Source organism: Microlunatus sp. YIM B11417, assembly GCF_059617205.1.
Genome location: NZ_JCAMPJ010000009.1, coordinates 75,334 through 89,430, shown reverse-complemented (window position 1 = coordinate 89,430; position 14,097 = coordinate 75,334). Strand labels below are relative to the sequence as shown.

Here is a 14,097-nt window from a genome sequence, read left to right as displayed (position 1 = left end):
GGGGCCGGTGCCGTCGCACCGGCCCCGCCCCTCGTCGTTCGGTGGGTGGGTCAGCTGCCGCCACCGGCGCTGAAGATGTTGGTGGAGATCTTCTCCAACTGCCCCCGCAGGTCGTCCAGCTCCTGCTTCGCCTTGTCCAGCGCCGCCTTCGTCTCCGGCCACGTCGAACTCCGGAACGTCGCCGCCAGCGGCCCGTCCCAGTTGTCCGGCTGGGACAACTTCTGCCCCTGCGTGTCCAACTGCGAGATCTGATCCGTCAGGCCACCGGTGACGATCGCCTGAATCTGACGGATCGCCGACTTCGCTTCCTCGGTCGAGAGAACCCGACTCATCCGCAACTCCTCCCCTGACGCCGGCGAACCGCCGGCACTCGGAACCATTCGTTCAGTACCCGCCCGAACCTGGTTGCCCGAGCTTCCCGCCCACCGTAACCGCCGCAGGGTCTACCTTCTCCGGCGTGACCTGCCGGGGTGGGCGCTCGACGACTGATCGCTCCACCAGTCCGTCATGACAAGAGGCGGAGGACAAGTCGTGCCGACCACAGGTCACCCTGGCGTTGCTCGAGAGCGGCTGCCGTCGCTCCTTCCTCGGTGAGCGCGGCCAGGGCGTCCGAGATCAACCGAGCGAACAACCACGCCTTGGTACGTTCGGTGTCGAACCCGAGCAGCGCGCAGAACCTCCGGATCTGGGTTCCCCAGTTCGTCTCCGGGTCAGCAAGATCACCTTTGCGGAACAACAGGTACTGCACAGCGTCGTAGTTGGGATCACCCACCATGGGCAACGGATCGATCGCCAACCATGGCTGACGGTCGGCGGCAAGAATGTTGTGTTGATGGAAGTCCCCGTGCAGGAGTACCGCGGCCGTGGGGAGCGCAAGATCAGCAAGCATCTCCACCGCAGTGTCCAGCAGCCGGGAGTCGAACGGCGATCCGCAGCGCTCGAATCGTGCCGGCAGAGTCTCGCGGACGAACGAGGCACGATCGGCGAGCCGGACGAAATCGACCGACCTCGGTTGGCGTTGATGCAGCCGCGCGAGCAGCGTTGCCGCGACCCGATCCTGATCAAGGTGGCTGAGCAGGTCCAGCGTCGACCCCGGCACACACCGCTCGAGCAACAGTGCTCCGGTCGTGTGATCATGCTCGAGCAGGCGTGCCGCGCCGTCGCCGGCCCAGTGCCTCAGTGCGGCGGCTTCGCTGACCCGAGCGCTCGCTGGGAGTGTGCCGAGGTCGATCGAGTCCGGCAGAGGTACTTTCAGGACGACCTGCGATGAACCGCGCGTCGCGCGCGTGACGAAGGAGATGTGGCCGTCATCGAACAGCTTCCCGAGCTGTAGGTTCCACTCTTGGCCAAGGCGTCGGCACAGGCCCGGCAGGGCGGCCAGCCAGGACCGTCGCTCGTCGTTCTGCGAGGCCTTGATCCGAAGCCGATCTGGGATTTCCGGCATTGGATCCGCCTTCCGCCCGTCCGGCGATCAGTCGAAGATCTCAGAACACGTTCGTCCCGGCAAGACTTCCTGCGTAGAGATGGAGCAACATCCTGTCTCCGTCGGCCGATCATGCGCCCGGGCCGCCGCCGGTTCGTTCAGCGGTCCCGGGACCAGACGCTCCACAGCTCGGCGTAGCGGCCGCCGGCGGCCAGAAGTTGATCATGGCTGCCCTGTTCGGCGATCCGGCCGTGTTCCAGGACGATCACCCGGTCGGCGTCGGCGGCCTGGCTGAGCCGGTGCGCGACGATCAGGGCGGCTCGACCGGTGATCGCGCGGTCGGTGGCGCGGTCCAGCAGGCCGGCGCTGGTGCTGCCGGCCTCGGCGGTGGCCTCGTCCAGGATCGCGACGGGCGGGTCGAGCAGGGCCAGGCGGGCCAGGCCGAGGTGCTGGACCTCGGCCGCGGTCAGCGGGTGACCGTGGGCGCCGACCTCGGTGTCCAGGCCGTCCGGCAGCCGGTCGACCGGGTCCTCGGCGCCGACCGTACGCAAGGCTTGGCGGAGCCGGTCGTCGTCGGCGCCGGCGTCGGCCAGGGTCAGGTTGTCCCGGACGGTGCCGGCGAAGACGTGGACCTCCTGGGTGATCAACACGATCGGGCCGGCCCGCCGCTCGATCGTCCCGGCCACCGGCTGATGGACGCCGGCGATCAGGGCGGCCAGGGTGGACTTGCCGGCGCCGGAACTGCCCACCAGCGCCACCCGTTCGCCGCGCTCAAGATCGAGATCGATGTCCGCGAGCACCGGATGATCTTGGTGGTACGCGAAGCCGAGGCCGCGGATCCGCACCGCCGGGCCGTCCGAACTCGGCGCGGGCCCGGGCTGGTCCGGCTCGGCGGACCGGTACCTGATCACGCCGACGATGCGGCCGAGCGAGGCCAGGGCGGACTGCAGGTCGTCCACCACGATCAGCAGCTGATTGATCGGATCGAACAGGCGCAGGAAGAACAGCATCGCCGTGGTCGCGGCGCCGATCGTGCCGAGGTCGCTGCGGACCAGCAGGAAACCGACCACCAGGATCGCCGTCATGCCGAGGAACTCGGCGAAGTTGAGCCGGCCGAAGAACCGGTTCTGCAGCACCCGGGCCCGCAGCGCCCAGCCGACCACGTCCCAGGAGGCTGCCGCGATCCGGCGGCTGTGCTGCCCGCTCAGCCGGTACGCCAGCACGGTGTCCAGGCCGCGCAGGCCGGCCAGCACATGGTTCGCCCGCTCCGCCATCGCGGCCCGCTCCGCGGCGTAGACCGGCGGCGCGACCCGGAGGTACCAGCGCACCGCCAGCACGTGCACCGGGATGATCACCAGCAGCGCGAGGGCGTACCGGAGATCGAGCACGGCCATACCGGCGAAGGTGAGCACGATCGTGAACAGCGAGCCGGTCAGCGCCGGCGTCACCCGCGGCACGGCCTCCGCCACCCGGGCCACATCGTCGCTCGCTCGGCTGATCAGGTCGCCCGAGCCGGCCCGCTCGACGACGGGCTGGGGCAGCAGCAGGGCGCGGGTCACCATCCGTTCGCGCAGCGTGGCCAGGACGGACTCGAACAGCCGGGCCGACAGCACCACGCCGACCCCGGTCAGGGCCGCCCCGCCCACTCCGCTGGCGGCCATGATCACGCCGAGCTGCCAGATCCGTTCCGCGCCGGCACCGGTGTTGATCGCGTCGACGATCGCTCCGAGCGAGGCCGGCATCACCAGTCCCGCCGCGTTCGCCGCAACCAAGATCACGACCAGCAACGCCAGGTGGAGCCGACGGCCGTGCAGCGCGAGCCGCACCTCCGCCAGCACCTCGCGGCGGCCCGCGATCGGCAGCCGCTCCGGCCGATCGGTGGCGGTCGGACTGATGGTCGCGGTCACGGTGCCGCTCCGAGATCGACCACCCGGTCGGCGACCGAGAGCCAGGCCGGGGAGCTGGTGATCACGATCGTGGTGCGGCCGGACCGGGCCTCCCTGACCCGCCGGGCGATCTCCGCCTCGGTGACCGAGTCGACCGCGGTCGTCGGGTCGTGCAGCACCAGCACCGGCACGTCCCCGGCCAGTGCGCGGGCCAGCGCCACCCGCTGTCGCTGGCCGCCGGAGAGCCGGGTGCCGGCCTCGCCGACCGCGGTCCGGACGCCGTCCGGCAGGACGTCGACCAGGTCGGCGGCGCCGGCCTGATCGAGCACGCGGGCGGCCCGGGCCTCCTGGTCGACTGCGGGCTCGGCCAGACCGAGGTTGTCCAGCACCGTTCCTTCGAAGAGATCCGCCGCGTGCGGGGCGAGCAGGATCTCGGCTCGGATCGCTTCGGGGTCGTGGTCGGCGACATCGACCCCGTGATAGGTCAGGCGACCGGTCTCCGGGGCTCGGCGGGCGCCCAGCAGGTCGACCAGCTCCGCCGCCTGAACGCCGTCACACCGGATCGCGACGAACGCGCCCGGCTCGACCCGGAGGTCGACCGGACCGAGCTCCCCGGTGGCCGTACCGGTGAAGACGATCGCTCCGGGCGTCCCCGCCGCGGCGACGGTACGCGACCCGTGCGGCACCGGGGGAGCGGTCAGGACGGCGAGCACCCGGGCCGCCGAGGCCTGCGCCGAGGCCCAGATCGGGCCGACGTTGGCGGCGAACATCCGCAACGGCCCGATGATGAACTGGGTCAGCCCGACCACGGTGATCAGGCCGCCGACGCTGAGCCGGCCGTCCAGCGCGAACAGGCCGGCGGCGACCGCGATCGCGGCGACGAAGATCGTACTGACCCCGGACATGGCGCCGAGGTAGCCGCCGAACGCCCGCCGGGCGTGCAGGGTGCCAGCGAGGGCCTCCCGGCTGACCCGCCGGTAGCGCTCCGCGGCGGTTCGCTCGGCCCGCAACCCGCGCAGCACCCGGTAGCCGGTGACCAGGTCGGCGGCCCGGCCGGAGGCGGCCGCGGCCAGCTCCTGTTCGCTCTCGCTGCGGCGGCGCAACGGCCCGCCCGCCCGGTCGAGCAGCAGGAGCATCAACGGGGCGCCGATCAGCACGGCCAGGCCCAGCGGCCAGCAGAGCACCAGCAGCACCACCCCGGCGAAGATCACGGCCGCCAGCTCGCCCACCGGATAGATCGCGAGCAGCACCGCGAGGGACAGCCGGTTGACGTCGGAGGTGGCGACGGTCAGCGCCTCGCCCGGCAGCCGGCCGCGGGCGCTCGCGTCGCCGGCCGGGTCGAGCAACCGGTCGGTGACCCGGCCGCGCACCTGGTGCTGGACCACCTGCAGGCCGAGCTCGCCGATCCGGGAGCCGAACCGGTAGGAGAACGACAACAGGGCGAAATCGACCGCCAGCAAGGCGATCCAGAACACCAGCTGACCAAGATCGCTGGTGGTCAGCGCGCGATCGATCGCGAGGCCCATGATCACCGGCACCAGACCTTCGCCGAGTTGGTGCAGGACGGCGAGGACGGCGGCGCCGAGGACGTACCCGCGGCCGGCCAGGACCGTCCGCAGCACCAGCCGGCGCGGAGTGGTGCTGGCGTCGACGACGATCGGCCGACCGGTCCGCTGGTCGCTCCCGACAGTCACCGCGCCAAGTTAGCGTACCCTAACTTCGCGTGTCGAGGTGATCGTCGACACAGGACGGGTCAGTGGACGAGGCGGGTGGCCGCGGCGGGCAGGGTGCGCAGCATCGGATGGTCCTGCGGCTGACCGGACGGATCCTCGGCCCAGCTGGTGTCGGAGGCCGGGGTGACCATGGAGATCACCAGCAGCCGGTTGCCGGCCCGGAGCAGACCGATGCTCTCGGTCGTCGGCTTGGCCTTCCGGAACTGGTACTCCAGGCGCAGGTGTTCCGAGACGATGCCCTCCGGCAGCGGCACCGGCCGGACGGCGACCGGGCTCGGCTGCACGTACCCCTGCTGGCGCAGCAGGGCCGGGCACTCGCGGACGCTGCGGCCGAGTTCGGTGTACGCGGTCTCGGCCTCCGCCTCGGTCGGGTAGTCGACCGCGATCGCCGTACTGCGGCCGACCCCGGTCAGGGTGTAGTCGCGGCGGAGCAGGGTGCTCGGATTGGCCAGCACGGTCATCGACGGCAGGCAGACCGACGGCGGCCGGTCGCCGGTGGCGTCGCTGGCCGGCTCCTCCTGCCACTCGCCCGCGGTGCGCCAGGCCAGGTCTGCCGAAGTGGGCAGGTTGGCCTCGGTGATCGGTGGTTGCTGCTCCGGCCGCGGCGGCGCGCTCTCCGCCGGCGGCCGCGACTGGGTCGACATCTTGGCGGTGGGCGTCGGCGAAGGTGCCCGGGACGGCGTCTCCCTCTTCTTCTCGGGCTCGTCCTCCGGCGGTTCGTCGGACGCGTGCGAGTGCTCGTTCACCATCGGGGACTGCGCCTTGCTGGCCGGCAGTTCGGCCAAGGAGGTCGCCGGAGGGGGCGCGCTGGCAGGCTCGGCCGCCGTGGTCACCGGGCTGGGCCGGTTCACCACGACGAGGACCACGCCCAGGACGGCGATCGCGATCATGGCGATGCCGACGACGCCGAGGACGCGCCCAGACCTGGGCGAATTCGACGACGATGACCGGCGCTTCCGCACCCGTTCCTCCTACTCGATGCCCCCGAGTACGACTTCGTGTCCGATCCGGTTCGGGGTCGTTCCCGATCCGGTCGCAGACTCAGCACAATACCGTCAGCCGAAGCCGTTCGCCGCCGTGGGATCGGGCGCGGACGTCGACCGCAGCCAGGCGTCGAAGAACGGCCCGAGATCCGTCGACGTCTTGGCCTGCGCCGCCGCCATCCACTGCTCGACGCTGCGCGGGCCCGGATCGGCGGCCCACTCCCTGGCCAGAGCGAAGAACGCCTCGTCGCCGAGCACGGTACGCAGCGCCTGCAGGGTCATCGGCCCGCGGGCGTACACGGTGCTGAACAACTGCTCCGGCCCGGGGTCGATCATGCTCACCTGCCAGAACTCGCGACGGTCCTTGACCCGTCCGTACAGGCCCTCGAACGACTCCGCGGCGGTCGGCCCGCCGGACCGCTCCCGGTAGAGCCACTGCGCCCAGGAGGCGTACGACTCGTTGATGAAGATGTCGTCCCACTGGGCCAGCGTGACATGGTCGCCGTACCACATGTGGGCGAGCTCGTGCATGATCAACTCCGGCGCGTAGTCGGCGTTCAGGATCGACTGCCGCTGGTAGATCGGCCGGGTCTGGGTCTCCAGGCCGCCGAACCAGAAGTCGTGCACCGGGACGACGCCGCCGAACTCGCTGAACGGGTACGGCCCGAACGTCTCCTCCATGATCGTGATCATGGACTCCGACTTCGCCAACTGGGTGAACGCGATCTTGCGCTCCGGCTCCGGGAGCTGCTCGGAAACGGCGTAGAGGTACGGGCGCCCGGCCGCGACACCTTCCTTGATCTCGTACTGCCCGATCGTGATGAAATTGAGATAGGTGGCCATCGGCTGCCGGGCGATCCAGCGCCAGGTGTCGTGGTCGGCCTCGTCGGCCGTGTCCCGCGATTCCAGCCGCCCGACGCTGATCACCTCGAAGCCGGCCGGGACTCGGACGCTGACGTCCATCAGGGCGACGTCCGACGGGTGATCATTGGACGGGTACCACCAGGCCGCGCTCTCCGGTTCCCCGGCCGCGGTCCATTCCTGCCCGGTCGCGTACCAGGCCCGGGTCTCGTTGCGCTGCACGGCTCCCGGGTCGCCGGCGTACTCGATCTCGATCTTGAAGTCCTGGCCGGCCCGGACCGGCTGCTGCGGCGTGATCTTGACGTCCTGGAAGCCGGACTTGGCGTGCTGGGCCGGTACGCCGTCCACCAGCACCGTGTCGACCGGCAGCGCAAGATCGACATAGAAGGACGGCAGGGTCTGGGCGGCCCGGGCGGTGATCATGGTTCGCCCGGTCAGTCGCTTCGCTGCCGGATCCCAGTCGACCGAGATCGTGTACTTGATCGCGTCGTAGCCGCTGCTGCCGTAGTCCGGGAAGTACGGGTCGCCGACGCCGGGCCGGCCGCCCTCCGGGTCGGGGACCACCACCGGCGGCTGCTGGGTCCACCGGGAGACCAGGAACGGGAGCCCGATCGGTACGGCGAGGGCCAGCAGCCCGACCACGGCCATGATCACGGCGATCACGTACGCGGCGCGGGGCGGGCGATGGCGTACCGGGGCCTCGCCGAAGCGGCCCGACGGGTCGGGCGGCCCCCAGCCGGGGTCAACGCTCGACATGCGCCAGTGAGCGAAGATTGCGATCGAGGTGCCAGGCGACGTAGCCGCCGGTGATCGAACTGGCCTCGGCGACGACCGCCTCGGGCTGGTTGCGGGTCGCCTCCCAACGGCCCTCCAACAGGGCGCTGAGCAGCGCCAGCGTCTCCGGCGACGGCCGGCTCGACCCGGGCGGCCGGCACGGCTCGCAGACCACGCCGCCAGAGGTGGGGGAGAAGGCCCCGTGCGGGCCGGCCAGTCCACAGCGGGCACAGTCGACGAACGACGGCGCGTAACCGGCGATCGCGACCGCGCGGAGCAGGTAGGAGTCCAAGATCATCGACGGCGTCCGTGGCCCGTCCCGGGTGCCGGCCTGCAGCACCCGCAGCGCCCCGGCCAGCAGCAGGTAGTGCTGCGTCGCCGGCTCCCGCTCCTCGGCGACCAGCCGGTCGGCGGTCTCGACCATCGCGTGGCCGGCCGTGTACTTGCGGTAGTCCTGGCCCAGTTCGTCGCTGTTCGGCTCCAGGGTGACCGCCTGGGTGATCACGTCCAGCGACCGGCCGACCGCGAACTGGAGATCGACCCGGGAGAACGGCTCCAGCCGGGCCCCGAACTTGGAGGAGGTGCGCCGGATCCCCTTGGCGACCGCGCGCAGCTTGCCGTGCCGGCGGCTCAGGACGGTGATGATCCGATCGGCCTCGCCCAGCTTGTGGGTCCGGAGGACGACGGCCTCATCGGAGTAGGTCGGCACCGGGCTATTGTCCCCCACGTGGCAAGGAGAACCCGGAAGAGCGCGCCGCCCCGTCCGCACCCCAGTGGCGCTCGGCCGCCCCGGATCCCGGCCGGTCGGCTGCCGCGCCACGTCGCGGTGGTGATGGACGGCAACGGCCGCTGGGCCAAGGCGCGCGGACTGCCCCGTACCGATGGACATTCGGCGGGGGAGTCCTCGCTGTTCGACGTGATCGAGGGCGCCATCGAGGTCGGCGTGAAGTATCTGTCGGCGTACGCGTTCTCCACCGAGAACTGGCGCCGGTCGCCGGACGAGGTGCGCTGGCTGATGGGCTTCAACCGCGACGTGATCCGGCGCCGCCGCGACGAGCTCGACGCGATGGGGGTACGAATCCGCTGGGCGGGCCGCCGGCCCCGGCTGTGGCGCAGCGTGATCGCGGAGTTGGAGGCCGCGGAGGCCCGGACCGTCGACAACGACGTGATCACCCTGCAGTTCTGCGTCAACTACGGCGGCCGCGCGGAGATCGTCGACGCGGCCCGCCGGATCGCCGAGGAGGCCGCGGCCGGCCGGCTCGACCCCTCCCGGCTGACCGAGGACCGGTTCCGCCGGTTCCTGGACGAGCCGGACATCCCCGACGTCGACCTGTTCGTCCGGTCCTCCGGCGAGCAGCGGACCTCGAACTTCCTGGTCTGGCAGTCCGCCTACGCCGAGATGGTCTTCCTGGACCGGCTCTGGCCCGACTTCGACCGCCGCGACCTCTGGCACGCGATCGAGCTGTACGCCGACCGGGAGCGCCGCTACGGCAAGGCGTGACCCGCCCCAACCGCCGCTGACCGGGCACGAAAGCTGGGACAGGAGAGAGTGGTCGGGGCTTGGGAGTGGGAGATGTCGCGATTTCTCTGCGGATGAGACGAGTCGGGCGGATTAAGCGCTTTACCGGCTGATGTGAAGAGAGATCGTGACAACCGAGAGGGGCGGCCGATGGACGAACACGACCTGCTGCGGGCGATCTCGATCACGGACGGCTTCCAGGGATCATGGTGGGTCACCGGTGGGCGATCGACCTCGCCTGTCCCGCTCCGATCCGGGGCCACAGCGATGTTGATCTCCTGGTCCGGGACGACGAGGCAGACCTGCTCTGGGATCACCTGCGCGCCCACGAACCGGTGATCGAGCATACGCACAGCCGGGTCAGGCGCGACTGGCACCGCGGCGACGTGCTCACGGCCGGGCCCGACACGATCGTCCTGGACGGCTTTCCAGGGTTGCAGATCCTGGTCGGCCGGTTCTAGGGCGACGTCTGGATCTTCCCGCGCGGGTCCGGCCGGATCCGCCGCCCGGTCGGGTCGATGACCCGATACGGCCGGCGTGGGCTGCCGATCCAGGCGCCGGAGGTCGTTCTGCGCGGGATCGGCTGCCGAAGAATGACCTCGACTTCTCGGCCGTGGCCGAGTGCTCGACGATGAACAGCGACGCTGGCTCCGTCCGGTGATCGAGCGCCGGACGCCCGATCATCCCTGGTTGTCCCGACTCTGAACGTCCGGGTCAGTGTTCGGCGCAGGTGCCGAAGATCTCCAGATCGTGGCTGACCTCGCGGAAGCCGTTCTCCTCGGCGACCCGGGTCGCCCAGCGCTCGACGGCCGGACCGGTCACCTCGACGGTACGGCCGCAGACCCGGCAGACCAGGTGATGGTGGTGCCCGGTCGAGCACCGCCGGTACGCCATCTCGCCGTCGCCGGTCCGCAGCGCGTCGACCTCGCCGGCGTCGGCCATCGACTGCAGCGTCCGGTAGACCGTGGTCAGCCCGATCCGGTCGCCGTTGCCGCGCAGCACGTCGTGGATCTGTTGTGCGGTACGGAATTCGTCCAGGTCGGACATGATGGCGTGCACCGCCGCCCGCTGCCGGGTCCGGCGCTGCGGCGATGCGGTCGCGTTGGTCTCGGGCATGTCGTACAGCTCAGTGCTCGTCGTAGTGGCCCGCGTGCGGGGCGTGCCGGTGGCCGTCGTGGACGTAGTCGATGTGGTCCCCGTGACGCACGGGTTGGTGCCCGCAGACGTCGTTGTGCTCGTGCGGATGGTCCGGCGCCGGTTCGTGCGGCGTCGGCTGGTCGAGGTCCTCGCTCAGTTCCGGTAGCACGGGGAGCACTTTACGACGACGGGTCGCAAGAATCGAGAACGGCCAACTGAGTGCGAAGACGGCGATCGCGAGGACGACGATCATGGCCCCGGGCGGGGAATCGGCGTAGAAGGAGGCCGTCGCGCCGCCGACCGCGACGACGACGCCGATCACGATCGCGCCGACCAGGCCGGCGCCGAAGCCGCGGGTGAGGTTCTGCGCCGCGGCGACCGGGATCACCATCAGGGCGCTCACCAGCAGCAGCCCGACGGTCCGCATCGCCAGCGTCACCGTGATCGCGGCGACGATGACGATGATCAGGTTGTAGAGCCGCACCTTGAGCCCCTGTACGCGGGCGAAGTCCTCGTCGGAAGTGACCGCGAACAGTTGCGGCGCCAACCCGATCGTCGGCACCAGCACCACCACGGTGAGCACGGCGACCATGATCAGATCGCCGTCCGTGACGCTGGTCAGCGAGCCGAACAGGTATTGCGACAACGCGCCGGCGCCGGCACCGGCGATGCCCGACATCAGCACGCCGGCGGCCAGTCCGCCGTAGAACAAGATCGCCAGGCCCACGTCGCCGGTGGCCTTGCCCTGCTGGCGGAGCAGCTCGACGATCACCGCGCCGACGACGCAGACCACGACGGCGACCGGGATCGGCTGCTGGCCGGTGAGCAGGGCCAGCCCGACGCCCGCGATCGCCACGTGGCCGAGGCCGTCGCCGAGCAGGCTGAGCCGCCGTTGCACCACATAGCTGCCGATCGCGGGCGCCATCAGCCCGGTCAGCAGGGCGGCGAGCAGAGCCCTTTGCATGAAGGGGTATTGCAGGATCTCGATCATGGTCGGCCGTTCTCCCGGCTGCCGTTCGGCCGGACCAGGTCGGTCTGCTGCAGCATCGCGCCGCCGATCGGGTCCGGCGCGGCGGGCTCCTCGCACTCGTGCCCGCCGGCGTGCAGGCCAGGGATCCCGGCCAGGCTGCCCTGGTAGGCGACCCGGCCCTCCCGCAGCATCACGGCCCGGTCGATCTGTTCGGCCAACGGGCCGATCTCGTGCAGCACGATGAGCATCGCGGTGCCGTTGTCGGTGAGCCGGTCCAGCACCCCGGCCAGCACCTGCTGGTGCTCCAGGTCCACGCCGGCGGTCGGCTCGTCCAAGATCAACAACTGCGGCTTCCCGACCAGCGCGCGGGCGATCAGCACCCGCTGCTGCTGGCCGCCGGACAGCCAGGAGACCCGGTCGCCGGCCCGGCCGGCCATGCCGACCACCTCGAGGGCCTCGGCGACCGCGCGCCGGTGGGCCTTCCCGGCCGGCAGGAACGGCGCCCGTTGGGCCAGCAGTCCGGCGCCGACGACCTCGCGGACCGTGGCCGCGCTGGTGCCGACCGGAGTCCGCTGCGGCACGTACCCGATCCGGCGCCAGGCCCGGAACAGTCGCAGCGGCCGGCCGAACAGGGCGATCGTGCCGTGCTGGTACGGCAGCAGCCCGACCACGGTGCGGACCAGGGTGGACTTGCCGGAGCCGTTGCCGCCGAGCAGGGCGACCGTCTCGCCGACCCCGACGCTGAGACTGATGCCGCGCAGGATCGGCAGGCCACCGAGCTCGACGGAGAGATCGGTGGTCTCCAGAACGGTCTCGGCCGAGGTCAGCTGCATGAGTTGGCGGATTTCAGCGCCGTGAGGTTGGCACGCATGATCTCAAGGTAGTCCGTGCCGCGCGAATCCTGCGTGATGCCCTCGATCGGGTCGAGCACATCGGTCTTGAGCTTGAGGTCGGCCGCGATCGCCTCGGCGACGGCCGGCGAGACCAGGGTCTCGTAGAAGATCGTGGTGATCTTGTGCTCGGTCGCCTCCTCGTGGATCTCGGCGATCCGGGCCGGCGACGGCTCGGCGTCCGGGCTGATCCCGCTGATCCCCAGCTGGGTCAGGCCGTACCGCTTGGCCAGGTAGCCGAAGGCGGCATGGCTGGTGATGAATTCCGTACGCTCGCACTGCTTCAGGCCGGTCGTGTAGGCCTGGTCGAGGTCGGTCAGCTCCCTGGTCAGCGCGTCGGCGTTGGCGGTGTAGTCGGCGGCATGATCGGGATCGATCGAGGCGAGCCGCTCGGCGAGCGCCTTCGCGATCGTGGCCATGTTGTTCGGGTCGAGCCAGACGTGCGGGTCGAGGCCGCCGTGATCATGCTCGTCGCCCTCCTCGGTGCTCTCGCCCTCCTCGTGGCCTTCGTGATCATGTTCCTCGGCGGCCAGTGGCTGCAGCGGGACCACGGTCGACGTCTCCAGCACGTTGTCGCCGGCGTTCTGCTCGACACCGGCGTCGACGGCGGGCTGCAGGGTCTTCTCGTACACGACGAGATCGGCCTTGGCCAGCCCGGCCACCTGCTGCGGGGTCAGTTCGAGGTCGTGCGGCTCGGCTCCCGGCTGAGTCAGGTTCTCGACCTTCGCATGAGGCCCCGCGACGCGCTCGGCGACGAACTGGAACGGGTAGATGGAGGTGATCACGGACAGCTGACCAGGCTGCGCCGCGCTCCCTCCGGTTCCGGTCGGCGACCCGCACGCCGCAGCAAGGAGGAGGAGTGACGACGTGACCAGGCCGATGAGCGCGCGCGGGAACCTATGCATGAAAACCATTTTCAGTAAGTTACTCGGGTCAGTCAAATGCTGGCGATGTGATCTTCAAGGCAGGCAGGGAAGCGGGGACGGTGCGGCCGTGTAGCGGTGGCCGCATCGTCCCCGTGCGGAGTGGGCTCAGAGGCGGGTGACGGCCAGGATGACGATCAGGGCAAGCATGGCGACGCGGAGCAACTTGCCGCCGGTGGCGACGGCCGGCCAGGAGAGGTACGTGATCCAGCTGAGGAACAGGAACACCAGGGCGAAGGCGGTCATCGCCACCGGCAGCGGCGCGAAGGCGCCGACCGCGATCAGGGCCAGCGTGGCCACCGGGATGAGGAAGCGCGGCAGAGCCGTCAGGCGGACCAGGACCGGCCGGCTCACCCGCTCCAACGACTGGCGGAACGTGGGCTGTGTCGACTCGGACATCTGCCCAGTCTGACACGGGCTCGCCAGTCGGCCCGCGCCGGCGGGTCACTCGGCGGGGAAGTGGATCGGGCTGAGCAGATACCGGGTCCGCTCAGGAGAGGCCTGGTGGGCCAGCACCGGCAGGATCGCGGCCCGGAGCCCCTCGATGAGTTGCTGGAGTTCCGCCGGGCTGAGCCAGACCGCGTGCTGGCGGAAGCCGACCAGATCGGTGATCGGATCGGCGTCCGGGCGGTCCAGATAGGCGTTGAACTCGGCCGCGAGCACTGCGAGGGCGGCGGTGAAGCCGCGGCGGAGGTCGTCGGTGGTCAGCTGTTCGAACTGCGTCGGCGTGATCGTCGCCTGGTTCTGCCGGAGCCGGTAGTGCCGCTCTACGGCGCCGCGGACCCGGCGCTCCTCGGCGATCTCGATGATGCCGCCGTCGGCGAGCAGGTCGACGTGCCGGTAGAGCGTCGCTTTGGAGACGTCGGTGATCCGCTCCGCGAGGTCGGCGGTGGTCAGTGAGCGTTCGCCGCGCAGGGCGTGCAGGACGCGGAGCCGGACCGGATGGCCGAGCAGTTCGAGCGGATCCATCGACCAACGATCTCAGATCGTGCTACCGT

General features: G+C 70.7%; 15 protein-coding genes. 2 read left to right on the top strand and 13 right to left on the bottom strand.

Annotation, left to right across the window (positions count from 1 at the left end; all coding sequences use genetic code 11):
* Positions 1–50: 50 nt before the first annotated feature.
* From AC6CCG_RS29080 to recO, 7 genes are all read right to left on the bottom strand, one after another.
* A complete protein-coding gene (locus AC6CCG_RS29080; protein ID WP_179758303.1) occupies positions 51–332 on the bottom strand; it encodes a pyrophosphorylase in 282 nt (93 codons plus the stop codon).
* 173 nt (positions 333–505) lie between these two features.
* Positions 506–1,444 (bottom strand): aminoglycoside phosphotransferase family protein, encoded by a 939-nt coding sequence (locus tag AC6CCG_RS29075; protein ID WP_496658279.1) that lies wholly within the window; start codon positions 1,442–1,444, stop codon positions 506–508.
* A gap of 137 nt (positions 1,445–1,581) precedes the next feature.
* Complete coding sequence (locus AC6CCG_RS29070; protein ID WP_496658277.1) at positions 1,582–3,330, bottom strand: ABC transporter ATP-binding protein; 1,749 nt, start codon at positions 3,328–3,330, stop codon at positions 1,582–1,584.
* The gene (locus tag AC6CCG_RS29065) at positions 3,327–5,003 is read right to left on the bottom strand and encodes an ABC transporter ATP-binding protein (RefSeq protein WP_496658276.1); all 1,677 of its coding nucleotides are present in this window, start codon (positions 5,001–5,003) and stop codon (positions 3,327–3,329) included. Before AC6CCG_RS29065 ends, AC6CCG_RS29070 begins: the two co-directional genes overlap by 4 nt.
* 59 nt (positions 5,004–5,062) lie before the next feature.
* Complete coding sequence (locus AC6CCG_RS29060) at positions 5,063–6,004, bottom strand: hypothetical protein (RefSeq protein ID WP_496658275.1); 942 nt, start codon at positions 6,002–6,004, stop codon at positions 5,063–5,065.
* Positions 6,005–6,097: 93 nt separating this feature from the next.
* The gene (locus AC6CCG_RS29055; RefSeq protein WP_496658274.1) at positions 6,098–7,642 is read right to left on the bottom strand and encodes a M1 family metallopeptidase; all 1,545 of its coding nucleotides are present in this window, start codon (positions 7,640–7,642) and stop codon (positions 6,098–6,100) included.
* Entirely contained in the window at positions 7,629–8,369 is a 741-nt protein-coding gene (gene recO / locus AC6CCG_RS29050; RefSeq protein WP_496658273.1) for a DNA repair protein RecO, read from the bottom strand. Before recO ends, AC6CCG_RS29055 begins: the two co-directional genes overlap by 14 nt.
* A gap of 18 nt (positions 8,370–8,387) precedes the next feature.
* On the opposite strand from recO, the gene AC6CCG_RS29045 reads away from it, so the two are divergent.
* Both AC6CCG_RS29045 and AC6CCG_RS29040 read left to right on the top strand, forming a co-directional pair.
* Positions 8,388–9,161 carry an isoprenyl transferase gene (locus AC6CCG_RS29045; RefSeq protein ID WP_496658272.1) on the top strand — a complete coding sequence of 258 codons (774 nt, stop codon included), beginning with the start codon at positions 8,388–8,390 and terminating at the stop codon, positions 9,159–9,161.
* A 224-nt stretch (positions 9,162–9,385) separates the two neighbouring features.
* Positions 9,386–9,640, top strand: a complete 255-nt coding sequence (locus tag AC6CCG_RS29040; RefSeq protein ID WP_496658270.1) for a hypothetical protein — start codon at positions 9,386–9,388, stop codon at positions 9,638–9,640.
* A 253-nt stretch (positions 9,641–9,893) separates the two neighbouring features.
* On the opposite strand, the gene AC6CCG_RS29035 is transcribed toward AC6CCG_RS29040, so the two are convergent.
* From AC6CCG_RS29035 to AC6CCG_RS29010, 6 genes are all read right to left on the bottom strand, one after another.
* Positions 9,894–10,295 (bottom strand): Fur family transcriptional regulator, encoded by a 402-nt coding sequence (locus AC6CCG_RS29035; protein WP_377500616.1) that lies wholly within the window; start codon positions 10,293–10,295, stop codon positions 9,894–9,896.
* Positions 10,296–10,305: 10 nt separating this feature from the next.
* On the bottom strand, positions 10,306–11,304 hold the full coding sequence (locus AC6CCG_RS29030) for a metal ABC transporter permease (protein ID WP_496658382.1): 999 nt from the start codon (positions 11,302–11,304) through the stop codon (positions 10,306–10,308).
* Positions 11,304–12,119, bottom strand: a complete 816-nt coding sequence (locus AC6CCG_RS29025; RefSeq protein ID WP_496658269.1) for a metal ABC transporter ATP-binding protein — start codon at positions 12,117–12,119, stop codon at positions 11,304–11,306. The genes AC6CCG_RS29030 and AC6CCG_RS29025 overlap by 1 nt, the downstream gene beginning before the upstream one ends.
* Positions 12,110–12,961: a metal ABC transporter substrate-binding protein gene (locus tag AC6CCG_RS29020; RefSeq protein ID WP_496658268.1), complete on the bottom strand. Its 852-nt coding sequence runs from the start codon at positions 12,959–12,961 to the stop codon at positions 12,110–12,112. Before AC6CCG_RS29020 ends, AC6CCG_RS29025 begins: the two co-directional genes overlap by 10 nt.
* 246 nt (positions 12,962–13,207) lie before the next feature.
* Positions 13,208–13,498, bottom strand: coding sequence for a DUF6703 family protein (locus AC6CCG_RS29015; protein WP_496658267.1), 291 nt, complete (start codon positions 13,496–13,498; stop codon positions 13,208–13,210).
* A gap of 45 nt (positions 13,499–13,543) precedes the next feature.
* Positions 13,544–14,068 carry a helix-turn-helix domain-containing protein gene (locus tag AC6CCG_RS29010; protein ID WP_496658266.1) on the bottom strand — a complete coding sequence of 175 codons (525 nt, stop codon included), beginning with the start codon at positions 14,066–14,068 and terminating at the stop codon, positions 13,544–13,546.
* Between the last annotated feature and the right edge of the window lie 29 nt (positions 14,069–14,097).